Genomic DNA, 22,183 nt, shown 5'->3' on the forward strand with positions numbered 1-22,183 from the left:
ATGCCGAGTAAGACCAGAGCGTAAGGCGTCGCGGGCGTTTCGGCGTGGGGCGGCTGCGATGCCGCGGCATCCGGCGGCGCGCAGGACACCGATGCAAGGTTGCGCCAGGTGGTCCGTGGTGCGGGGAGAGTGGGGAGCCGCCTTCGGTGAAGGTCGCATCGGTCGCTGACGGCCGTGGAACATGGACGCGAGTCGGGTGGGCAAGCTCAGGGTCGTGGTATCTGGGCAGAAGCGGGGTGGTTCGGCGGGTCGTGGTGGATGTGGCCGCGGGTGAGGAAGTCTTGGAGCTCGCGGTGGCGGAACTGGTAGGCGATCCCGGCGGTGCGCGTCAGGCCCATGTCGCAGCACCAGTCGAGGAAACGGCCGAGGCGCCAGGGCAGTGGTTGGTTGGACCACCAGGGGCGGGTGCAGAGGAGGAAAGCTGTGTAGCGGACACCTGCGGCGCCGAGGGCTGGGCCGGCGCCGGTCCTGAACAGGGGTCCGAACGCACGCCAGGGCCTGAACAGCGAGTCGAGCGCGCCCCGGTAGCCGCATCTGAACAGGCGGTTGTAGAGGATTGCGAGCGCACGCCCGCCGCCGAGACCGAACAGAAGCATGTAGATGAGTACTGCCCCGAGCGCGAGTACGGGGCCCAGGGCGAACCAATAGAAAGGGACGAACCCGAGCCCGACCACGAGGCCGGTCGCGAACCCGGTCACGAGGTCGTCCCGCACCATGCCGCGCGGCGACGCGTTCCCGTGTGACCTGCGAACTTCGGGTGTGTCCGAGAGCACGCCGGCCAGCCCGACTCCGACCATCGCTCCACCGGCGAGCCCTACCACCAATCCGTATACGAGCCCGATCACCAGCCCGACCACATTCCCCATGTCGACCACGACTACGAGCACTCCCCAGAAGAGCCCACCCACAAGCCCGTTCACGAACTGGCGTCTTCCAGCAGGGATTCTGGCCGTTTCTCGTTCCAGCCGAGACGGTGTGGGCCAGGGAGGGATTCCTATGAGAAGGCTGCCCACCACCATGAGTGTCACGTTCGTTGCGTACACGTCCCAGCTGTCGAGCAGGGCGGCAGGTAGGTCGGCGGTGGCCCACACCGCGATGGTCAGTAGGACGTGGACGGTGCGGGCGCGGCGGTGGCCGGTGAGCGGCCACAGTTCATGGAGGACGAGGTCGGTGCCTGATAGACGCCGTCCGGCCACTTCGCCGGCGCTGGTGGTGTTGGTGTGCAGGTAGCGGGCGAGGACTGTCAGCCAGGTGCGTACCTGCAGCCGGGTGTAGGGCGCTGTCGTGCCGCCTGTCGAGGAAGCGGTGAGGATGTACAGATTCAGCAGGTGGTCTCGGATCTGCTCGGGGGTCCGCAGGGTGGGCTCGAGGAGATCCACGGGATCACGGACCCAGCTACCGTCAGGGTGACGTTCGTCGTAGACGGCGAGGGCTACGGTCAGCCGCCAGGGTGTGGAGAGGCCCCGGGCCAGTGGACTGGCCAGGGCTGCGTGGAGTGCGTTCAGGACGGGTTCCCAGCGGGCCGGGTTGCGGGCGCGGGCGGTGACGAACGCCTCGGTCGCGGCCAGGCTGACGGGGGCGATGTCGATACGGGAGGCGTCCTGTGCCCACAGACCCGCATCTCCAAGAGCGACGTAGGGGGTGCTGCGACAGGTGAGGACAAGCTGGCCCTTGGAGATGCCGTGGAGGTAGGTGTTCATAGCCTCCAAAGCGGCTGCAGCGCGGGAGCCGTGCCCGGGAGTCTCACTGGCGTCCATTTCGTCGAGCCCGTCAAGCACAGGGAGGACCAGTCGGGCGGCGACGAGGGCGGCTGCTGCGGCGGGGCGTAGCCGGTAGGTACGGGCGAGATGCTCGGCGAGCCAGTCCTCGAGCTTATTCCGGCTGGGGTCGAAGGTGGATAACGACAGGCGTACAGGAACGGGACCGCCCGGCGCCCGGTCGGCGAGGAGGAGCAGCATGAGATGGAGGGCGAGTACGGTCTTGCCGGCTCCGGGCGCGCCGGTGATAACGAGGCGGCCGGGCCGAAGAGTGCGGTAGTAGGTGGCGGCTTCCTCCAACGTGCCGTGGGGTGCTGCGCCTGTGGCGTGGTGGGCGGGGGAGGGCAGGAAGGTGAACTCGACGTTGATGGTGCGGTCGCTGCCGCCGAGGAGTCTCTGGCGGGCTTCCTCCTCGCGTTTCCTGATGTCGACGGAGAGGCGGTCGGCGAGTCCGGCGGTGTCGGTGTCCTGCCAGGCCTGGGAGCGCGTCGCCTGGTGCAGGCCCACTATCGCCAGCATCAGGCTGGCCAGCCCGACCGCCAACCCGCCCGGGTCCACCTCCCCGGTTCCCGCCCGAACAGCTATGGTGACCGCCACCGCCACGGCCACCACCGTCAGCGCCAACCATCTCCACCACGTGTGACGTGCCGCCCCCATGTACCCATCCTCACAATGGCTTCGTTGTGCTCAGGGGCACCTTTTACTGACTTTGCATCAGATTGTCCGGCTCAGCCGAATGCACGAGGTGAGCTTCCCGGCAGGCCACCGCGCACCCTCTCATCGCCTGAATCAGATCCCCGGGTTTCTCTCGTCCTCGTCCGGGGATTTCAGGGTTCGCCCTGGTCACCTGCTGCGTGAGCGGAATCGAAAAGCGGCGGCCACGGCAAGGGTGCCCAAGACGACAGCTCCCGTAGCCAGCGGGATCAGCCTCGTGATGCCCTGGCTGCCAGTCGTAGCCAGGCTGCCGGAGGGGCGGCCCGGGCCTTCCGTGGTCGCCCCCGCCCTCGCACCTTCGCTTCGGTTCTGCGACCCAGTGGTGCCGGAGGTGGCCGTATCAGGCATCCTGGACGGGGTCGGGCCGGTCGTCGTTCTCGTCCCAGTGATGTCGAGCAATGCCACGACGTTGTTCTGCCCGGTGTCCAGCCTGCATGGCACGTTGAGTTTGACCGTCATGCCGCCACTCGCGGTGACGTGCATGATGAGGTCACCGACGGTGATTTTCGCCCTGCCCGGTTGGCTGAAGGTGAGCCTCGGCGCAACGCCGGTCATCTTGACCGAGAACGGTCCGGACCCCGGGACGTTGGTCCTGGCCACGTGGAACGGCACTCTGAGGTTGGTGTCGCCCTCCGGCGCTGTCACGCGGACCTTCGCTTCCACTGTGCCCTTGATGGTCTTGATGCCGGCCTTGTGCAGCCCCTCCGTGTCAGCCGCGTTCACCGGCACCGCCGCACGGATGGCGAATTTCGGGGTGGGCTTGCCGACCGCGGCCGACTTCGGGACATCCGAGTCAACCTCCACCGTGCCCGGCCGGTCGGGGATCACCGGAAGTGAGCATACGTACCGCAGTTTGAGCGATACCGGGTCCGCGGCTGCGGGTCCGGCTCCGAAAATTCCCACGCTTGCGCCCGCAACCCCTACAGCCATCGTCAGCCCCAAGGCTCTTCGGGCCACTGGACCGCTCGGGACGGCACGGGATGACCTGTGCCGCTCACGCAGGCCCTGGATCGGCTTGTCACTTGCCATCTTGATCCTCAGTCAGGTACTTGGGTTCTCTGGGCAAGGCCCATGGGTTCCTCCCCCCCCCGGGTGGGACGGTCGCGGGGCCGTCCCACCTCAGTCATGCGGGGACCGGGACCCGCCTTGCCCTGGCGCACAGCGGATCCTGTGACCGACCGTAGGGCTGGATCGCGCGCCGGGAATTGCGCTTGCGCGTAAGGAAGTTGTGACAGTGCGCAACTCTTGATGCCGTGGGCGCGAGAATACGACTCTGGACATGCGCACTACGAGAAGGCTGCGGTGAAGGGTGTCTTCGATGGCCTCAGGAACCTACGTTGTAGATGTGTCGACAACCCGGGACGTGGCGTCGCGTGAGCGCACCGACTTCTGGAGCGAGCACGTGACGTCGTATCAAGTCCGGATGGGCTACAGGTACCCGCGCACCGACGATTTTCATGGGGGTACGATCCGCCAGCGCACTGACACCTATCAGCTCGTCATGTTCTGGTCGGACACGATCAAATACACCCGGACCGCGGGCCAGGTGCGGCACGCCCCGGACGAGGACTACCGCTTGCTGCTACCGGTCGCCGGGGAGCTGGTGCTGCGGCAGGACGGCCAGGAGGTACGGCTGGCGCCGGATGCCGGGTGCCTTCTCACGCTCGCCGCACCGTTGGAGGTCCTGCAGAACGCCTCCATGCGGGCGCTCATCATGTCGATCCCCGCTCAGGAGGTGAACGGGCGATTGAACCGGTCGTCACCGCTCATTGCAGGCCTCGACCTGACCTCCGGCCTGGGCCGGGTGGTGGGCGACATGCTGACCGGTCTGCATAAGGAGCGCGACACCCTCACCAGCGGCCAGTTCGACGCGGTGTCGGACCGGCTGGTCGAGCTGCTGTGCATGCTCGCCGCAGGCGACGACCGCCCCACCGCCCCGGGCCATCTGAACGAGGTGGAGAGAGTGGTCCGCCGGTACATTCGCGAGCACGCGGCCGACCCCGACATGACCGGCGCCACCATGGCGCAGGCGCTGGGCTGGTCGCTGCGCCAGGTGCAGCTGGCCCTGCGGCATGCCGGGACGACCCCCCGCGAGCTGATCCGCGAGGAGCGGCTGCGGTTGGTACGGGACCGGCTGCGGGCACCCGCGTACCGGCATATGACGATCACCGAGCTGGCGTACGCATCGGGATTCTCCTCCTCGAGCGCGCTCAGCACGGCATTCCGGCAGCGCTTCGGGGTATGCCCCCGCGAGATGCGGCACGCGGGCCCCCAGTCCGTCGGCGATACACGCCGGAGTTGATTGACAGCCGCCAGCCTTCTGGTCGAACCGGTCGCGGCGGCATGGGGCGCAACGGCACGGGTGTGCCGTTGCGCCCCATGCCGCCGTCACCCGATCAGTGGCCAGGCTGATAGAGCCCCGTGTTCACGCCGAGATCTTGCGGTAAGGGGCACGAGCCCCGGTTACGGGGAGCGGCGGGCCAGGAGAAGGGTCCGCGTCAGAACCCGGCCGGCACCGGGCCGGTGGCGCGCCAGACCGTGCCCCGGCGTTCGTGGGCGAAGAGCTTCTCGACGGCGTGCGCGACGCGGGGGCCCAGTTCGCGCTCCAGCAGGTACAGGCCGAGGTCCAGGCCGGAGGTGACGCCGGCGCCGGTCACCAGGTCGCCGTCGTCGACGACGCGGGCGTCGATCGCGACCACCCCGCCGGCGTCCAACAGGCCGACGCCCATGTGGTGGGTGGTCGCGTGCCGGCCGTCGATCAGCCCGGCCATGGCGAGGAGCCCGGAGCCCCCGCAGACCGTCGCCACGGTCAGGCCCTCACGGTCGAGGGCCTCCTTGAGCAGGGCCGGCAGGCCGGTCCGCAGCGCACGGCCGAGCAGGGCGGGAATCGAGTCCTCGCGTCCCGGGGCGTCAAGGGCGTCAGGGGCGTCAGGGGCAGAGAGGCCGTCGAGGCGGCCCGCCGCTCCCGGCACGAGGACCAGGTCCGCGCGCTGCGGATCGAGTGCGGCGACGGCCCGCAGCGACAACGGCCCCGCGCCGCCGGGCACCTCGCGCGCACCCTCGGCCGAGACCAGCTCGACCGTCAGCGCGCCCGGCGCGGCCAACCCGCCGGCGAACAGCACCTCGTAGGGGGCGATGACGTCCAACGGGTCGAAGCCGTCGAACAGCACGATCTGACACAGCATCGGGACGAGTCCCTTCCGTGGGGAGTTCTGTGGAGTAGCCCCGAAGGGGGCGTTGTCCGCCGACGCTAGTCACCGTCCGGGCGGCCCAGTAGTGGCTGGAATGCCATAACCCAACGGATTGCGGCCATTGCTCCGAAGGGTCTCCCACCAGCGAAGGAGAGTCAGATGACCGGCAAGGTGTGGTTCATCACCACCAGCGCGCGCGGGCTGGGGCGGGAGATCGCCGAAGCGGCTCTGCGCGCCGGCGACCGCGTCGCCGCGACCGCCCGCGACGCGAGGCGTCTCGACGGACTCGTGCGGGCCTACGGCCGTGCCGTCCTGCCGATACCGCTCGACGTGACCGACCCGGCCGCCGCACGCGAGGCCGTCGACGAGGCGGTGCGGGCCTTCGGGCGGATCGACGTCGTCGTGAACAACGCGGGCTGCGTGGACCCGGTATCCCTTCCGGCGGCCGTCGAGGACACCCGGCTCCTCGGGGTCGTCAACGTCACCGAGGCGGCCCTGCCCGTGCTGCGCCGTCAAGGGAAGGGGCACGTCCTCAACGTGTCCGTACCGGGCCGCTCCCCGTACCGCCTGTCCGACGTGGCCGTGAGGGGCTTCAGCGAGGTGCTCGCCGAGGAGGTCGCCCCGCTCGGGATCAAGGTCACCGTGGTCGAACCCGGCGGCCCCGACTCCGGCTTCCGCCAGGAGGGTTCCCCCCGTGCGGCCGATGACCCGGCGAAGGTCGCGGACGCCGTCCGCCGCCTCGTGGAGCTGGACGACCCACCGGTGCGCACCCTGCTGGGATCCGACGCCCCGGCCCGCCCCGTCGCCGTCGTCAGACGGCACCTCGACGAAGTGGTCAACAACGGCTACCACGACCTCGTCGACGAACTGTGGGCGGAGGACCTCCATTGCCACGGCGGCAGCCTGGGGGACTTCCACGGCCGCGACGCGTGGAAGACGTTCCTGGGAGCGAACACGGACGCGCTCGCCGATCTGTGCCTGGACGTCAAGGACGTCGTCGCGAGCGGTGACAAGGTCGCGGTCCGGTTCGTCGCCCGTGTCACCCACTCCGGGCCGTTCATGGGCGTCCCGGCCACGGGCAGGAAGGCCGAATGGCTCGGCATCGGCATCTACACCGTCCGGGACGGCAGGATCATCGACGCGTGGTTCGGCGAGGACTGGCTCGGCATGCTGGTCCAACTCGGTGCCGTCACCCTGCCCACCGCCTGACGCCTGACGCCCACCGCCTGACGCCCGACGAACCGACGTCGTCTGATCACGGTCCGGTCCGGACCCCCGCGCCGGACCGGACCGGGTCAGCGGCCCCGGGCGGCCTTCGGCGGCTCCGTGGCGAGTTCCGCGTGACGGACCGTGAAGCCGCCCTTGACCACCGGGGCGAAGGGGGCCGGAGCCATGCAGGTGCCCACGCGCCCCGGGACGGGGTTGCCCTTCTCGTCGGTGTCCAGGTTCCCCACCCCCCAGGAGAAGCCGAACCGGTCCCGGCCGCCCTTGCCGTCGTAGACGCTGAAGCCCCGCCGCTCACCGATGGTGTCGGCGAGCTCCGGGTCGTTGACCGTGGTGATGGTCGCGGTGACCGTCGCGGTGCGGTCGCCGGTCACGAGGCAGTCGACGGTCGCCACGGACTTCATGGTCTTGTTGTCCTTGGCCGACCAATGAGAGATCGTGACCGTGCCCTTGGCGTCGGTGGGCAGGCCGTTCTTCAGCGCCGGGACGCCGGGGTAGGGCCGCGAGTACGGCGCGGACGTCGCGTCGACGGTGAAGCGGATGTCGTCGTCGGGGACGAAACCGTAGAAGATCCGGCCCCCGCCGTGGACGCTCGCGGGCTCGACCGACCGTGCGTCGCTCTTCGTGGTCGCCGCCGAAGCCGGGACCCCGGTCGTCAAGGTGGCCAGCGCCGCCGTCGCGACGACGGCGGTGACGGCCTTGCGGACGGTGGCGGTGGTGATGCCCCTCATGGCGAACTCCCTTGCTCCGCGGCCCCCGTGGCCGCGCTCCGGTTGATGGATCAAGCTTCGTCCACCGGCCGTGACCGCGGCCATCTGCCGATCGGCGGATCCCCCGCACCCGCGGGCAGCGGGTCTGTGCCGATCGGCGGAGAGCGCCGGTGCGGCGGCCGTCCGTAGAGTCCACGGCATGGGGACGATCACGGGGGAGCGCATGACATCGGCGATGACGCGTCGCGACAGGGTCCTGGCCGCCGTCACGGGAGTGTCGGCCGGCACGGCGGCGGGCGCCGCGGCCGTCGCCTACGGGGTGCATCCGATCGCCGCCCTGTCGACGGTCGCGGCGCCCGCGGTGGCGCTCTGGGCGCTCCTGTGCCGACCGCCGTCCAGGAGACGCCTGGCACCCCCGGTCGCGGTGGCGGCGGTGCTGTCACTGGTGAGCACCTTCGCCGTGACGCCGGATCGGGCGGACGGGGGCTGGGTCGCGTACGGGAACCTCGTCGAGGCGGGGGTGTTGGCGGCGCTGCTCGCCGTGGTGGTCCGCCGGTCGCCGGTGCGGCACGTGCTGCCGGCCGGGCTCGTGGTCGGGGCGGCCGTCTCGTTGTGGACCTGGCCGCTGCTGCCGTCCATGTCCTTCCTGGCGCGCGTCGGCGCGGCCGCGTTCTGGTCGCTGCCGGTGCTGGGGGCGGTCGTCGTCGGCGGCTATCCCCGGTGGGCCGAGCGCCGGGGGAGGGGCTGGGTGCGGGACGCGCGGCGGGCGCAGCAGCTCGAGATCGCCCGCGACCTCCACGACTTCATCGCCCATGACGTCAGCGGCATCGTGGCCCAGGCACAGGCGGCCAGGTTCGTCGCCGCCTCCGCCCCCGAGCAGGCCCTGCCCGCGCTCGAACGCATCGAGAAGGCGGGTCTCAACGCGCTGGAGTCGATGGACCGCATGGTCCGGATGCTCCACGACGACACCTGGACCGACGGGGCCACCCCGCACGGCGTCGACCCGCTGCCGGGCCCCGAGCAACTCCCGGGGCTGATCGAGAGGTTCTCGGCCGCGGACGGCACCCGGGCCCGTCTCGCCGTTGACCCGGGCGTGCCGGACACCCTCTCCCGCGACGTCGGCTCGACCGCGTACCGCGTCGTCGTGGAGGCGCTGACCAACGTCAGGCGGCACGCACCCCGGGCGGCCCGCGTCGATGTCGTCCTCGCCGCCGTGGGAGAGGACGCCGTCGAGGTCAGGGTGAGCAACGACGCGGGGGGAAACGGGCAGAAGGGCCCCGCCACCCGCTGGGAGCGGGACGACCGGCACGGCGGACACGGCCTGCGGGGCCTGCGCGAACGGGTGCGGGTGGCCGGAGGGAGCCTGTCCGCCGGGCCGCGTGACGGCGGAGGCTGGCTCCTCGTGGCCGTCCTGCCCCGGACACCGGGACCGCCCCGGACACCGGGACCGCCCCGGACACCGGGACCGGTACCGGTCCCACCGGAGAGGGATCATGACCGGTGTGACCATACGCATCCTGCTGGCCGATGACCACAGCGACGTCCGCAGCGGTTTCCGCCTCGTGCTCGACTCACAGCCGGACATGTCGGTCGTCGGCGAGGCCGCCGACGGTGCCACCGCCCTGGACCTCGCCCGTCGGCTCGAACCCGACGTCGTGCTGGCGGACATCCGCATGCCCCGCCTCGACGGCCTGGAACTCACGCGCCTGCTCACGGGCCCCGAAGCCGCACGACCGACGAGGGTCGTGGTCGTCACGACCTTCGACCACGACGAGTACGTGCACACGGCGCTGCGCAACGGTGCCTGCGGCTTCCTGCTGAAGCGCTCCGGCCCGGCCCTGCTGATCGAGGGAGTCCGGGCCGCCATGGCCGGTGACGCGCTCATCAGCCCCCAGATCACCGTGCGCCTCCTCGACCGGCTGTCCCCACCGCCCCTCTCCCCGGCCTCCCCGGCCTCCCCGGCCTCGGCGGCACCGATTGCCCCCACCGGCCCGACTGCCGTGCTCACCGACCGGGAACAGGACATCGCCCGTCTCGTCGCCCGGGGCCTGACCAACGCCGAGATCGGCGCCGAACTCTTCATCGCCCCCGGCACGGCCAAGACCCACGTCGCCAACATCCAGGCCAAATTGAAGGTCCGGAACCGGGTGGGCATCGCCGCCTGGGCCTGGGAGACGAACCTCGTCGAACCACGGGTGTAGAGGAAGGGCACCGACGTCACAGCAGTGCGCGGGAGCCCCGGCCGGGCGGGCGCCCGGGGAAGGGGCGGCGAAGGAGGCGGGGGCCGCGAACGCCGGGAGCCGTCCTTCCGCCTACAACCCGCGCGGACCGGCCGCCATACTGGAGGGGCCGGGGGCGGCACAGCGAATTCGACGGGGGCGGCGGCACACCGATGGCGGACACCAGGCTGATCCAGGGCCGGTACCAGCTGCTCGACCTGATCGGGCGGGGCGGGATGGGCGAGGTCTGGCGGGCCCGCGACGAGTCGCTCGGCCGTCACGTGGCCGTCAAGTGCCTCAAGCCCATGGGGCCCCACCACGAGCAGTCCTATCTGCGCGTGCTGCGCGAGCGGTTCCGGCGCGAGGCGCGGGTCGCGGCCGCGCTCCAGCACCGCGGCATCACCGTCGTCCACGACTTCGGCGAGTCCGAGGGCGTGCTGTACCTGGTCATGGAGCTGCTCGACGGCCACAACCTCAGCCAGCTCCTGGAGGACAACCGGCAGCGCCCCCTGCCCGTGCCCGAGGTCGTCGACATCGCCGAGCAGGTCGGCGCCGCCCTCGCCTACACCCACCGGCAGAGCGTCGTGCACCGCGACCTCAAGCCCGCCAACATCATGCGCGTCGCCGACGGCACCGTGAAGATCTGCGACTTCGGCATCGCGCGCCTCGGCCACGACATCGGATTCACCAGCCGGCTCACCGGCACCGGCATCGCCATGGGCACCCCGCACTACATGTCGCCCGAGCAGATCGGCGGCGGCAACGTCGATCACCGCAGCGACCTGTACTCGCTGGGCTGCGTCCTCTACGAGATCGCCACCGGTGCCCCGCCCTTCGACATGGACGACGCCTGGGGCGTCCTCGTCGGCCACCGCGACACACAGCCCGAGCCGCTCCGCGAGCGGCGCCCCGAACTGCCCGAGGACTTCGAGCGGATCGTCCTGGACCTGCTCGCCAAGGAGCCCGAGGACCGGCCGGACGACGCCGGCGAGCTCGTCCGGCGGATCGCGCGGCTGCGCGCGGCGGGCCGGCTCGGCGGGGTGCGCGGGGACGGCTCCGCGCCGCACCGGACGCTGCCCGAGGGCAGGGCCCGGCCGGTCCGGGCGTCCGTACGGCTGCCCGAGCCGCCCCGGCTGCCCGGCTGGGCGAGGAACATGACCACCGGTTCCAAGGCGGCCGGCACCGGCCCCCTCCAGCCCCCGCCGCCGCACCCGGCCGTCGCCCTCACCGGTTCCTGGACGGGGGCGTGGAACGGCGTCACCGACCCCCGCCGCCCGACCCCTTCCGCCACCGGGACCGAACGTCCGCCGCCGCCCCCCGAGGTCCTCGCCGAGCTGGCGAGCCGGCACAGCGCCGGGCTGAGCCTGGCCCGCCTCGGCCGCTGGGACGAGGCCGGCAAGGTGCACCGCGGCGTGGCCGCCGAGCGCGAGCACGTCCTCGGGCCGGACCACCCCGACACCCTCGCCAGCCGGTACGAGGTCGCCTTCACCCTCAGCCGGCTGGGCCGCCCCGCCGACGCGCTGCGCGAATACGCCCAGGCCGCGGACGGCCGGGAGCGGGTGCTCGGCCCCGACCACCCCGACACCCTCGCCGCCCGCCAGGAGACCGCGTACGTCCTCGGGCAGCTCGGCCGCCACTTCGAGGCCCATCAGGTCTACGCCGATGTGCTCGCCGACCGGGAGCGCACCATGGGCGCCGACCACCCGGACACGCTGCGCTGCCGCCACAACCTCGCCTACAACCTCAGCAGACTCGGGCGGCTGGAGGACTCGTACCGCATGGCCCGGGACGTGGCCGCGGCGCGCGCCCGCGTCCTGGGCGCCGACCACCCCGACACGCTCGTCACCCGCTACGAGGTCGGCTACGCGCTGGGTCAGCTGGGCCGCTGGGCCGAGGCGCTGCACACCTACCACGAGGTGGCGGCCGCCCGCGTCCGGGCGCTGGGGGCCGACCACCCCGACACCCTCGCCGCCCGCTACGAGGCCGGTATCTGCCTGGGCCGGCTCGGCCGCAGCGCGGAGGCCCTGGAGCTGTACCGCGATCTCGTGGAGGTCCGCACCCGCGCGCAGGGGCCGGACCACCCCGACACCCTGCGCGCCCGGCACGGCCTCGGCGTCAACCTCGGCCGGCTCGGCCGCTGGGAGGAGGCCCTCGCCGAGTCGCGCGACGTCTGCGCGATCCGTGTCCGGGTCCTCGGCCCGGACCACCCCGACACCCTCGTCAGCCGCCGCGAGGTCGCGGTCGGGCTCGGCTGGCTCGGCCGCTGGACCGACGCGCTCGCCGTCTACCGCGATGTCGCCCAGGCCCGTCAGCGGGTCCTGGGCGCCGACCACCCCGACGCCCTGGCCAGCCGCAACGACGAGGCCCACTGCCTGGAGCAGCTGGGCCGCTCCGCCGAGGCCCACGAGCTGTACCGCCAGGTCGCGGCGCTGCGCCAGACCCGCTCCCCGCACGCGGTCCACCACCCGCGGTGACACCCACCGGGCGCCGTGCGCGACAGGCCCCGGACCACCACGATCTGACGCAGCATCAGAAACGCTCTTCCCTCGCCCGGCCCGTTGCGGCATCCTGCCGCCCATGCAGACGGAGTTGAGCCAGCAGCTGGGAATCGAGCACGCCGTCTTCGGCTTCACGCCCTTCCCCGCGGTCGCCGCGGCCATCTCCCGGGCCGGGGGCCTCGGCGTGCTCGGCGCGGTGCGCTACAGCACCCCCGACGACCTCGCCCGGGACCTCGACTGGATGCAGGCGCACACTGACGGCACACCGTACGGGCTCGACGTCGTCATGCCCGCCAAGAAGGTCGAGGGCGTGACCGAGGCCGACGTCGAGGCGATGATCCCGGCCGGGCACCGCCGGTTCGTCGCGGAGACCCTCGCCCGGTACGGCGTGCCCGAACTCCCCGACGGCGAGGCCTCGGGCTGGCGCATCACCGGATGGATGGAAGAGGTCGCCCGCTCCCAGCTCGACGTCGCCTTCGACTACCCCGTCAAGCTGCTCGCCAGCGCCCTCGGCCCGCCGCCCGCCGACGTCGTCCGGCGCGCCCACGACCACGGCATGCTCGTCGCCGCGCTGGCCGGCAGCGCCCGGCACGCCGCGCACCACGTCGCCGCCGGCATCGACGTCGTCGTCGCCCAGGGCTACGAGGCCGGCGGTCACACCGGCGAGATCGCCACCATGGTGCTGACGCCCGAACTCGTCCGGGCCGTCGCCCCGCTGCCCGTCCTGGCCGCCGGCGGCATCGGCTCCGGAGAGCAGATCGCCGCCGGACTCGCGCTCGGCGCGCAGGGCGTCTGGCTCGGCTCGATCTGGCTCACCACCGAGGAGGCCGAGCTGAACTCCCCGGCCCTGACCGCCAAACTCCTCGCCGCCGGCTCCGGCGACACCGTCCGTTCCCGCGCCCTGACCGGCAAACCCGCCCGCCAGCTGCGCACCGCGTGGACCGACGCCTGGGACGACCCGGCGGGCCCCGGCACGCTGCCCATGCCGCTCCAGGGGCTGCTGGTCGCCGAGGCCGTCTCCCGCGTGCAGCGGTACGAGGCCGAGCCGCTGCTGGGCACACCGGTCGGCCAGATCGTCGGCCGGATGACCTCACGGCGCAGCGTCCAAGCCGTCTTCGACGACCTGACGACGGGCTTCGAGCGCGCCCTCGACCGCCTCGAGCGCATCGCCGGACGCGCCGCCACGGGCACGGACACCTGAGGAGGAGCACCGCCATGGCAGACACCCTCCAACACCCCAACGGCTTCTGGGCGCAGGCCGCCGCGGACCCCGGCCGGTACGTGCTCGTCGCACCGGACGGCCGGGAGTGGACCGCGGGCGCCCTGCACGCCGCCGCCAACCGGCTCGTGCACGGGCTGCGCGCCGCCGGGCTCCGGCCGGGCGCCGCCTTCGCCGTCGTCCTGCCCAACGGCGTCGAGCTCCTCACCGCCTACCTCGCCGCCGCCCAGGCCGGGTTCTACCTCGTCCCCGTCAACCACCACCTCGTCGGCCCGGAGATCGCCTGGATCGTCGCCGACTCCGGCGCCGAGGTCCTCATCGCGCACGAGCGGTTCGCCGCCGCCGCGACGGCCGCGGCCGACGAGGCCGCCACCCCCGCCGACCGCCGCTACGCCGTCGGCGACATCACCGGCTTCCGCCCGTACACCGCCCTCCTCGACGGACAGCCCGCCACCCCGCCCGCCGACCGCACCCTCGGCTGGGTCATGAACTACACCTCCGGCACCACCGGCCGCCCCCGCGGCATCCGCCGCCCGCTGCCCGGCCGGCCGCCCGAGGAGTCCCACCTCGGCGGATTCCTCGGCATCTTCGGAATCAAGCCGTTCGACGGCAACACCCACCTCGTCTGCTCACCGCTCTACCACACGGCCGTCCTCCAATTCGCCGCCGCGTCCCTGCACATCGGGCACCGGCTGGTGCTGATGGACAAGTGGACGCCCGAGGAGATGCTGCGCCTCGTCGACGGCTACGGCTGCACGCACACCCATATGGTCCCCACCCAGTTCCAGCGGCTGCTGGCGCTGGAGGAGCGGGTCAGGGCCGCGTACGACGTGTCGTCCATGCGGCACGCCGTCCACGGCGCGGCCCCCTGCCCCGACCACGTCAAACGGGCGATGATCGACTGGTGGGGGAACTGCGTCGAGGAGTACTACGCGGCGAGCGAGGGCGGCGGCGCCTTCGCCACCGCCGAGGACTGGCTGAAGAAGCCCGGCACGGTCGGCAGGGCCTGGCCCATCAGCGAACTCGCCGTCTTCGACGACGACGGCAACCGGCTGCCCGCGGGCGAACCCGGCACCGTCTACATGCGGATGACCACCGGCGGCTTCGCGTACCACAAGGACGAGGGCAAGACGGCGAAGAACCGCATCGGTGACTTCTTCACCGTCGGCGACATCGGCCACCTCGACGAGGAGGGGTATCTGTTCCTCCGCGACCGCAAGATCGACATGATCATCTCGGGTGGCGTCAACATCTACCCCGCCGAGATCGAATCCGTCCTGCTGGCCCATCCCGCCGTCGTCGACGCCGCCGTCTTCGGGATCCCGCACGAGGAGTGGGGCGAGGAGGTCAAGGCCGTCGTGGAGCCCGCCGGTGGCCGGGCGCCGGACGCGGCGCTCGCCGCGGAGATCCTCGCCCACTGCGAGCACCGGCTCGCGGGCTACAAACGCCCCAGGTCCCTCGACTTCATCGCCGCCATGCCCCGCGACCCCAACGGCAAGCTCTACAAAAGGCGCCTTCGCGCGCCGTACTGGGAAGGCCGGGAGCGCCCGGTCTGAACCGCACGATCCCGCCCGGCACAGCCGGACCCGGCCCCTCACGCACCATTCCCGGCCGCCTTGGCCCCGGAGGTTCCGCTCTCCTCCCCGGCTCGCTAGACATGTCCGCTGTCAGCCCATCAACAGGAGGAAAACACTGTGAACGGCTTCGTCACCAAGAGCGGAAAAGCCTTGCTCGCCCTGTCCGTCACCGCCGTACTCGGCGCGGCGGGCATGGGCACCGCCCACGCAGGCCCGGCCGCCACGGACACCGGGCGCGGCCAGTCCTCGGCGGGTGCGCCGCGCACGGCCGCCGAAGCGGTGAGAGCCGAACTGGGAAAGCGGGCGGCGGCCGGACCGGACGCCCGCATCGTGTGCTACCGCGCCCATGTCGCGGGCATCGGCTGGCAGCCGGTCGTCTGTGACGGCGGCGTCGCGGGGACCACGGGCCAGAGCAGAGCCATCGAGGCCCTGGAGGTGGCCACCGGCAACGTCGGCGGCCTGTGCCTCAACGCCCATCTGCAAGGCATCGGCTGGCAGGGCACCCGCTGCGGCGCGGACTACACCAACGTCGTCGTGGGCACCACGGGCCAGTCCCGCCGGATGGAAGCGCTCTCGGTCGGCGTCAACTCCGGCTCCGTGGCGGCCCAGGCGCACATACAGAACCTCGGCTGGCTGGGGTCCGTGCGCGGCAACCCCGTCACCGTGGGCACCACCGGCCGCTCGCTGCGGCTGGAAGCGGTCCAGATCTGGGTCTGACCCACGCCGGGACCGGCGAAGGGCGCACCGCGCGATGCCGCGCGGTGCGCCCCGCATGCCGGAGCGGGTCAGCGTTCGCTCACCCGCACCACCTCGAGCTTCGGCGACGCGAGGATGTCCTTCTCGCAGAACCGGCTCTTGACCATGCGCCCGGCCGAGAACAGCTCGGTCTGGTCGCTGTAGTGCGGCGAGAGCGGGTTGGAGGACTGCCCGTAGGTCAGCAGCGTACGGGCCACGGGGCAGCCGCTGCCGTCGAAGCCGACGGCCTGGATGTAGCTGGAGCCGTGCCCCACCTCGGTGTAGCCGCCGCGCGGGGCGTCCCAGCGGGCCTCGATCATGTTCCAGATGCCCAGCGCGTCCGTGCCGCCGGAGACCGGGATGCGCTTGCCGTTCCGCACGACGAACTGGTGCTCGCCCAGCGGGGCGTCCAGCGCGATGCCCGCCGCGCGCAGCTCGCCGACCGCGTCGGCCAGCGCCTTGGCGAAACCGGGGTCCGCGGTGTTGAGGGTGTTCGGGGTGGTGACGGGGGCGGCGGCCGAGAACGGCACCCGCCACAGCCGCTCCTCCGGAACGGTGTCGAGCAGGGCGCGCCAGAAACGGTCGAAGAGCAGCGCGCCCCTGCTGCCGGTCTTCACGGTCCGGTCCCAGCCCGCAAGCGCGTCGCACGCCGCCGAGACGTCGACGGCCTTGCCGTCGCTGCCCGTGGCCTTGCCGCCCGGCAGCGCCGCGCACGCCTTCGCCACGTCGGTGGCCGCCAGATCACCGGCGGGTGCCCGATTGGCGAACTGCTGCCGCTCCAGATCGGCCACCTTCAGCTTGCCGCGCTTCGCCATGGCCGCGACGTCCTCGATGCCGCCGCGGGTGCGCAGCGAACGCGCGGTCCCGACGTCCCCGAAGATCCTGGGGTAGCCGGTGAGCGGCCGGTCCGCGTTGGCGAGCCAGGGGCTGTCGTTGGAGTTCTCGGCGTACGGGGCGTCGACCAGGGTCGGCATCGCGGCCGGGCCGAACGTCCCGGGCTGCAGCGCGTCGGGGTCGTCGCCGAGCGCGCAGTCCCGCCGCGAGCCGTCCAGCACCGCGAGCCCCGAGGCCGGGAAGGTCTGCCGGCCCAGCGGCGTGGAACACCGCTCGGCCAGCGCGTCGGTGACGCGCGGCAGTACCTGCGACTGGGTGTAGAGGCTGTGGCCCCGGGAGTCGGCGGCGATGGTGTTCACCCACGGCAGCCCCTGCGTGCGCCGCAGCGCGTCCTGGACACCCCGCACCCCACGGGCCTTGCCCAGCGCCAGGAAGGTGTCGGTGATCCGCAGATTGGCCACGTTGGGGTCGACGATGGTGTGGACGGAGCCGGCCGTCCACGGCAGGGGGATGTTCCCCAGCCGGGTCGTGACGGGACCGAAGCGGGTCCACCACTGGGTGCGGGTGACCTCGGTGGTGCGGCCGTCCTTGCCCCGCACCGGCACGGTGACCGCGCGCTCGGTCATGCGCTCGGGTTTGCCGTCGACGAGGTAGGAGTACGGATCGCCGGGTGTGGTCTTCAGCTCGTACAGGCTCATGGCCGTGCCGGTGGCGACCGTGTGGCTCCAGGCCATGTCCGCGTTGTGGCCGATGGTGACGACCGGCATGCCGAGCAGCGAGCCGCCCGCGACGTCCAGCTCGCCGGGGATGGTCAGCTGCGACTGCCAGAACCGCCGGCCGCCCTGCCACGGGTAGTGCGGATTGCCGAGCAGCAGACCGCGTCCGTCGGCGGTGGTGGAGCCGGAGAAGGCGACCGCGTTGGACCCCATGTCGTTGCCGCGGCGGTCGAAGAGCTCGCGGGACGCCTTGGCCGGGTCGGGAGATCCGGCGACGCGGGAAGCCTTCTTGTCCTGCGGCCGGGTGTCCGTGGTGCCGTCCACGACCGCGCCCCGGCCGCCCAGCTGTGTGATGGCGTGGCCGCGCCGCGCCACGTCCAGGGCGGTCACCGGCCGGACCCAGTCAGCCGTGCGGCAGGCCGGGTCGGTGATCTTGTTCTGGCGCAGCCAGGCGTTGTACCCGGCGGCCCAGCCGCGCATCAGCTCCTTGGCCTGCTTGCTCGGTCCGACGGGCGCGGGCCTCTCGAGGAGCTTCTCCACGGTCTTCGCCTCCCGCAGCCCCCGGAAGTACAGGTCGCTGGAGAGGTTCGTCCTGGCCGAGGAGAGCGAGTGGTCGGGCGCGGCGTCGCCGCCGAAGTGACGCGAGCGCTCGCCGCGCAGGGTGACGAACCCGTCGGCGAGCGTGCACACCTGGTCGGCGGCCTGCGCCCAGCCCTGGCCGAAGCCCAGCTGGGCGTAGTCCTTGCCGACGATGTGCGGGATTCCGTACTCGGTGTAGCGGATGACGGCGGACAGCCCGCCGCCTGACGGTCTGTCCGTACGGTCCGGGGCGGCAGCCGAGGCGGGCAGTGCGGTGGCCCCCGTCAGCAGGACCAGCCCCCCTACGGTCAGCGCGCGTAAGCGGTGACGGATGAGCAACATGAACTCCCATACGAAGGACGGAAAAACTGTTGTCTGCGGGGAGTCAGACGCAGCCGAGGCACGGTCAGTTGACCGCCGCTTCGGTCGTCCTCCCCCTCCTGGGATCTCCGCCGCCCTTGACGGGGGTCGCGACGCGCCCACAGGATCCGGCCATGTCTTCACGGCCTTCAGCACGCGAGAACACGGTGGACGGCGTCCTGCGGCGCAGCGCCCGGCGGGTGCCCGAAAGGACCGCCCTGCGGTACGGGGAGCGCGCCTGGACGTACCGCGAGCTCGACGAGGCGGTGACCGGCGCGGCCCGGGTGCTGCTGGAGCGGGGGCTGCGGTCGGGTGACCGGGTCGCCGCGTACGGGCACAACTCCGACGCCTATCTGATCGGCTTCCTGGGCTGCGCCCGCGCCGGGCTGGTGCACGTGCCCGTCAACCACCACCTCACCGGCGAGGACCTGCGCTACATCCTCGAACAGTCCGGCGCCGCCCTGGTCCTCACCGACCCGCAGCTCGAGCACCGGCTGCCGGGCGGCGTGCGCGCGCTGCCGCTGCGCGACGCCACCGGCTCCCTGCTGGAACGGCTCGTGGACCCGCCGGGGACGGCCACGGTCCTGGCCGGCGGCCCGGACGAGGGCGACCTCGCGCAGCTGCTCTACACCTCCGGCACCACCGCCCTGCCCAAGGGCGCGATGATGACGCACGGGGCGCTGCTGCACGCCTACGCCAGTGCCGTCCTGGCCCTCGACCTCAAGGAGACGGACCGGCCGGTCCACGCGCTGCCGCTCTACCACTCGGCGCAGCTGCACGTCTTCCTGCTGCCGTATCTGGCGGTGGGCGCGGAGAACACCGTCATCGACGCCCCGGATCCGTACCGGATCCTCGAACTCGTCTCCGCCGGGCACGCCGACAGCTTCTTCGCCCCGCCGACCGTATGGATCGCGCTGGCCGGCCACCCGGGTTTCGCCACCCGCGACCTCGGCGCCCTGCGCAAGGCGTATTACGGTGCCTCCGTCATGCCCGTCCCCGTGCTGGAACGGCTGCGCGCCCGCCTCCCCGGCCTCGCCTTCTACAACTGCTTCGGGCAGAGCGAGATCGGCCCGCTGGCCACGGTCCTCGGGCCGCACGAGCACGAGGGGCGACTGGAGTCGTGCGGGCGGCCGGTGCTGTTCGTGGAGGCACGGATCGTGGACGAGCGGGGCCGTGAGGTGCCCGACGGCACCACGGGCGAAGTCGTCTACCGTTCACCGCAGTTGTGCGAGGGCTACTGGGACAAGCCCGAGGAGACGGCGGAGGCCTTCCGCGACGGCTGGTTCCACTCCGGCGACCTCGCCGTCCGCGACGGCGAGGGCTATCTGACCGTCGTCGACCGGGTCAAGGACGTCATCAACTCGGGCGGTGTGCTGGTCGCCTCCCGCCAGGTCGAGGACGTCCTCTACGGGCACCCGGCCGTCGCCGACGTGGCGGTGGTCGGACTGCCGGACGAGCGGTGGATCGAGGCGGTCACGGCCGTGGTCGTCGCGCGCGACAAGGTCGACGAACCGGAGCTGATCGCCTACGCACGTGAGCGGCTGCCCGCGTTCAAGGCGCCCAAGCGCGTGCTGTTCGTGGGCCGGCTGCCGCGCAACGCCAGCGGGAAGGTCCTCAAGCGGGAGCTGCGCGACCGCTTCGGCGCGTGAGCGGGGCGCCGCCCACCGGCTCACGGGGGATCACGACGCGCCCTTCGGGCGCAGGTCCACGATCCGCTTGAGCTTGCCCACCGACCGCTCCAGGGACTCGGGCTCCACGATCTCGACCGCAACCGAGACCCCGATCCCGTCCTTCACCCGCCGGACGATGCCCGAGGCCGCCGCCGCCCGCTGCTCGGGCGTCGCCCCCTGACGCGCCTCGGCCCGTACGGTGAGGTGGTCCAGCCGCCCCTCACGGGTCAGCCGCAGCTGGAAGTGCGGGGCGATGCCGGGGGTGCCGAGGACGATCTCCTCGATCTGCGCGGGGAAGAGATTCACCCCGCGCAGGATGACCATGTCGTCGCTGCGGCCGGTGATCCTCTCCATCCGGCGGAAGGCGGGGCGGGCGGTGCCGGGCAGCAGCCGGGTGAGATCGCGGGTGCGGTAGCGGACGACGGGCATGGCCTCCTTGGTGAGCGAGGTGAAGACCAGCTCGCCGTGGCCGCCGTCGGGCACGGGCTCCCCGGTGAGGGGGTCGACGATCTCCGGGAAGAAGTGGTCCTCCCAGATGTGCGGGCCGTCCTTGGTCTCCACGCACTCCTGGGCGACGCCCGGGCCGATGACCTCCGAGATCCCGTATATGTCGACGGCGTCGATGGCGAAGCGGTCCTCGATCTCCCGGCGCATCCCCTCGCCCCACGGTTCGGCACCGAAGACGCCGACCCGCAGTGACGTGGAGCGGGGATCCACCCCCTGGCGTTCGAACTCGTCGAGCAGCGTGAGCATGTAGGAGGGCGTCACCATGATGACCTCGGGCCGGAAGTCCCGGATGATCCGCACCTGGCGCGCGGTCATGCCGCCGGAGGCGGGGATCACCGTGCAGCCGAGCCGCTCGGCGCCGTAGTGCGCGCCCAGGCCGCCGGTGAACAGGCCGTAGCCGTAGGCCACGTGGACCTTGTCGCCCGGCCGGGCGCCGGCGGCGCGGAGGGAGCGGGCGACGACATCCGCCCAGGTGTCGAGGTCCCGCTCGGTGTAGCCGACGACGGTCGGCTCGCCGGTGGTGCCGCTGGAGGCGTGGACGCGCCGCACCTCGGCCTGGGGCACGGCGAACATGCCGAAGGGGTAGTTGGCGCGCAGATCGGCCTTGGTGGTGAAGGGGAACCGGGCGAGATCGGCGAGACTGCGGCAGTCCTCGGGGTGCACCCCGGCCGCGTCGAACGACCGCCGGTAGAAGTCGACGCGGTCGTAGGCGTGCCGCAGCGTGGAGCGCAGCCTTTGCAGTTGCAGCGCCGCCAGCTCCTCGCGCGAGAGCCGCTCCGCCGCGTCGGGAAGTCCCCGGGAATCCGTCATGCGCTCCACCGCCCCGTTGTCAGCCGACCGATCATTCGGTAGTTACCTGTGTGATCAAGTAACCCGCAGCCCGCCTCGGTAGTCAAGGAGTGCGTGTCGTCGACTGACGCGCAGTGGCGCGGATCGGCAAGCGCCATGGGCGCCCGTCAGCCGAGGACGAGCGGGAGTTTCGCGGTCAACTCACCCAGTTCGGTCATCTCGGTCCCGGCCGGGGCACGTCGTCCGGTGCCGATCAGCAGTACGTCCTTGTCGGAGAACGACGGGGGGAAGGCCGCACCGGCGATCTTCTCCAGCAGCTCGCGGGAGCGGGCGAGCCCCTCGGCGGGCGGTTCCGCCGCGTCGGGGAGGTGCGCGATCAGGTCGAGATGGTGCAGCGTCCATTCCAGGACGTACGCGTGGAGGTAGTCGCCCGCGGTGAGCACCTCGTCGCGGGTGCCGACCCGGAGGGCGGGATCCGCGAGTCCGGCAGCGCGGCCCGCGGCGGAGCCGACGTCGTCGAGGTGGAACTTGAGCAGCCGCGGCTCTTCGTACGCGGTGGCCAGCCGGACGGTCAGCGCGTCGAGCGGGTCGTCGCAGGTCGGGGCTTCGGCGATGGTCCAGTAGCTCACCGCGTCCCGGGTCGGTTCCGTTCCGGCGGGGGTGACGAGGGTGATCAGGACGTCCTGAGCATCGATGATCAGGTGGCACACCAGGTCCCGCACGAGCCAGCCGGTGCAGCCGGACGGCCGCGCGAAGTCCTCGTCCGGGAGTTCGGCGACCGCCGTGCGCAACGCTGTCCACGAGCGTGAGAAGAGATCCACGGCCCGCAAGCTAGCAGCGCCCGGACCCCGCTGCGACCGATTTCGCCCGCCCGGCCGCCTGCC

16 protein-coding genes are annotated in these 22,183 nt (G+C 72.1%); 9 read left to right on the forward strand and 7 right to left on the reverse strand.

Features of this window, described 5'->3' with window-relative positions; all coding sequences use genetic code 11:
- Nucleotides 1–206: 206 nt before the first annotated feature.
- Both FHS38_RS06090 and FHS38_RS06095 read right to left on the reverse strand, forming a co-directional pair.
- Nucleotides 207–2,414, reverse strand: a complete 2,208-nt coding sequence (locus FHS38_RS06090; RefSeq protein WP_184731547.1) for an NACHT domain-containing protein — start codon at nucleotides 2,412–2,414, stop codon at nucleotides 207–209.
- 186 nt (nucleotides 2,415–2,600) lie between these two features.
- Nucleotides 2,601–3,500: a DUF6801 domain-containing protein gene (locus FHS38_RS06095; protein ID WP_308433543.1), complete on the reverse strand. Its 900-nt coding sequence runs from the start codon at nucleotides 3,498–3,500 to the stop codon at nucleotides 2,601–2,603.
- Nucleotides 3,501–3,816: 316 nt separating this feature from the next.
- On the opposite strand from FHS38_RS06095, the gene FHS38_RS06100 reads away from it, so the two are divergent.
- Nucleotides 3,817–4,773, forward strand: a complete 957-nt coding sequence (locus tag FHS38_RS06100) for an AraC-like ligand-binding domain-containing protein (RefSeq protein WP_311775267.1) — start codon at nucleotides 3,817–3,819, stop codon at nucleotides 4,771–4,773.
- 196 nt (nucleotides 4,774–4,969) lie between these two features.
- Here FHS38_RS06100 and FHS38_RS06105 read toward each other — a convergent pair whose 3' ends face one another.
- Nucleotides 4,970–5,656 carry a DJ-1/PfpI family protein gene (locus FHS38_RS06105; protein ID WP_184731553.1) on the reverse strand — a complete coding sequence of 229 codons (687 nt, stop codon included), beginning with the start codon at nucleotides 5,654–5,656 and terminating at the stop codon, nucleotides 4,970–4,972.
- A 165-nt stretch (nucleotides 5,657–5,821) separates the two neighbouring features.
- On the opposite strand from FHS38_RS06105, the gene FHS38_RS06110 reads away from it, so the two are divergent.
- The gene (locus FHS38_RS06110) at nucleotides 5,822–6,871 is read left to right on the forward strand and encodes an SDR family NAD(P)-dependent oxidoreductase (RefSeq protein WP_184731555.1); all 1,050 of its coding nucleotides are present in this window, start codon (nucleotides 5,822–5,824) and stop codon (nucleotides 6,869–6,871) included.
- A gap of 86 nt (nucleotides 6,872–6,957) precedes the next feature.
- On the opposite strand, the gene FHS38_RS06115 is transcribed toward FHS38_RS06110, so the two are convergent.
- On the reverse strand, nucleotides 6,958–7,617 hold the full coding sequence (locus FHS38_RS06115; protein ID WP_184731557.1) for a hypothetical protein: 660 nt from the start codon (nucleotides 7,615–7,617) through the stop codon (nucleotides 6,958–6,960).
- A gap of 178 nt (nucleotides 7,618–7,795) precedes the next feature.
- On the opposite strand from FHS38_RS06115, the gene FHS38_RS06120 reads away from it, so the two are divergent.
- The 6 genes from FHS38_RS06120 to FHS38_RS06145 all read left to right on the forward strand — a co-directional run bounded on the left by FHS38_RS06120 (nucleotide 7,796) and on the right by FHS38_RS06145 (nucleotide 15,826).
- Nucleotides 7,796–9,127, forward strand: coding sequence for a sensor histidine kinase (locus tag FHS38_RS06120; protein ID WP_229822535.1), 1,332 nt, complete (start codon nucleotides 7,796–7,798; stop codon nucleotides 9,125–9,127).
- Nucleotides 9,090–9,797 carry a response regulator gene (locus tag FHS38_RS06125; protein WP_184731559.1) on the forward strand — a complete coding sequence of 236 codons (708 nt, stop codon included), beginning with the start codon at nucleotides 9,090–9,092 and terminating at the stop codon, nucleotides 9,795–9,797. Before FHS38_RS06120 ends, FHS38_RS06125 begins: the two co-directional genes overlap by 38 nt.
- Before the next feature lie 191 nt (nucleotides 9,798–9,988).
- The gene (locus tag FHS38_RS06130; protein ID WP_184731561.1) at nucleotides 9,989–12,289 is read left to right on the forward strand and encodes a serine/threonine-protein kinase; all 2,301 of its coding nucleotides are present in this window, start codon (nucleotides 9,989–9,991) and stop codon (nucleotides 12,287–12,289) included.
- Nucleotides 12,290–12,392: 103 nt separating this feature from the next.
- Nucleotides 12,393–13,514, forward strand: coding sequence for an NAD(P)H-dependent flavin oxidoreductase (locus FHS38_RS06135; RefSeq protein WP_184731563.1), 1,122 nt, complete (start codon nucleotides 12,393–12,395; stop codon nucleotides 13,512–13,514).
- 14 nt (nucleotides 13,515–13,528) lie between these two features.
- On the forward strand, nucleotides 13,529–15,088 hold the full coding sequence (locus FHS38_RS06140; RefSeq protein WP_184731564.1) for an acyl-CoA synthetase: 1,560 nt from the start codon (nucleotides 13,529–13,531) through the stop codon (nucleotides 15,086–15,088).
- A gap of 138 nt (nucleotides 15,089–15,226) precedes the next feature.
- Nucleotides 15,227–15,826, forward strand: coding sequence for a hypothetical protein (locus FHS38_RS06145; RefSeq protein ID WP_184731566.1), 600 nt, complete (start codon nucleotides 15,227–15,229; stop codon nucleotides 15,824–15,826).
- Between the two features lie 68 nt (nucleotides 15,827–15,894).
- Here FHS38_RS06145 and FHS38_RS06150 read toward each other — a convergent pair whose 3' ends face one another.
- On the reverse strand, nucleotides 15,895–18,315 hold the full coding sequence (locus FHS38_RS06150; protein ID WP_229822537.1) for a penicillin acylase family protein: 2,421 nt from the start codon (nucleotides 18,313–18,315) through the stop codon (nucleotides 15,895–15,897).
- Nucleotides 18,316–18,467: 152 nt separating this feature from the next.
- Here FHS38_RS06150 and FHS38_RS06155 point away from each other — a divergent pair, with 152 nt between their 5' ends.
- Nucleotides 18,468–19,982, forward strand: coding sequence for a fatty acyl-CoA synthetase (locus tag FHS38_RS06155; protein WP_184731568.1), 1,515 nt, complete (start codon nucleotides 18,468–18,470; stop codon nucleotides 19,980–19,982).
- Nucleotides 19,983–20,012: 30 nt separating this feature from the next.
- Here the strand turns inward: FHS38_RS06155 and paaK are convergent, their stop codons facing one another.
- Nucleotides 20,013–21,320, reverse strand: a complete 1,308-nt coding sequence (gene paaK / locus FHS38_RS06160; RefSeq protein ID WP_184731570.1) for a phenylacetate--CoA ligase PaaK — start codon at nucleotides 21,318–21,320, stop codon at nucleotides 20,013–20,015.
- A 146-nt stretch (nucleotides 21,321–21,466) separates the two neighbouring features.
- Nucleotides 21,467–22,120, reverse strand: coding sequence for a maleylpyruvate isomerase N-terminal domain-containing protein (locus tag FHS38_RS06165; RefSeq protein WP_184731572.1), 654 nt, complete (start codon nucleotides 22,118–22,120; stop codon nucleotides 21,467–21,469).
- Between the last annotated feature and the right edge of the window lie 63 nt (nucleotides 22,121–22,183).

It is taken from the genome of Streptomyces netropsis (assembly GCF_014203545.1).
Classification (GTDB): Bacteria; Actinomycetota; Actinomycetes; order Streptomycetales; family Streptomycetaceae; genus Streptomyces; species Streptomyces netropsis.

Coding starts and splice junctions, on each gene's coding strand:
- FHS38_RS06090 (WP_184731547.1), bottom strand. CDS start 2,414: ATGGGGGCGGCACGTCACACGTGGTGGAGATGGTTGGCGCTGACGGTG.
- FHS38_RS06095 (WP_308433543.1), bottom strand. CDS start 3,500: ATGGCAAGTGACAAGCCGATCCAGGGCCTGCGTGAGCGGCACAGGTCA.
- FHS38_RS06105 (WP_184731553.1), bottom strand. CDS start 5,656: ATGCTGTGTCAGATCGTGCTGTTCGACGGCTTCGACCCGTTGGACGTC.
- FHS38_RS06110 (WP_184731555.1), top strand. CDS start 5,822: ATGACCGGCAAGGTGTGGTTCATCACCACCAGCGCGCGCGGGCTGGGG.
- FHS38_RS06115 (WP_184731557.1), bottom strand. CDS start 7,617: ATGAGGGGCATCACCACCGCCACCGTCCGCAAGGCCGTCACCGCCGTC.
- FHS38_RS06120 (WP_229822535.1), top strand. CDS start 7,796: ATGGGGACGATCACGGGGGAGCGCATGACATCGGCGATGACGCGTCGC.
- FHS38_RS06125 (WP_184731559.1), top strand. CDS start 9,090: ATGACCGGTGTGACCATACGCATCCTGCTGGCCGATGACCACAGCGAC.
- FHS38_RS06130 (WP_184731561.1), top strand. CDS start 9,989: ATGGCGGACACCAGGCTGATCCAGGGCCGGTACCAGCTGCTCGACCTG.
- FHS38_RS06135 (WP_184731563.1), top strand. CDS start 12,393: ATGCAGACGGAGTTGAGCCAGCAGCTGGGAATCGAGCACGCCGTCTTC.
- FHS38_RS06140 (WP_184731564.1), top strand. CDS start 13,529: ATGGCAGACACCCTCCAACACCCCAACGGCTTCTGGGCGCAGGCCGCC.
- FHS38_RS06150 (WP_229822537.1), bottom strand. CDS start 18,315: ATGTTGCTCATCCGTCACCGCTTACGCGCGCTGACCGTAGGGGGGCTG.
- FHS38_RS06155 (WP_184731568.1), top strand. CDS start 18,468: ATGTCTTCACGGCCTTCAGCACGCGAGAACACGGTGGACGGCGTCCTG.
- paaK (WP_184731570.1), bottom strand. CDS start 21,320: ATGACGGATTCCCGGGGACTTCCCGACGCGGCGGAGCGGCTCTCGCGC.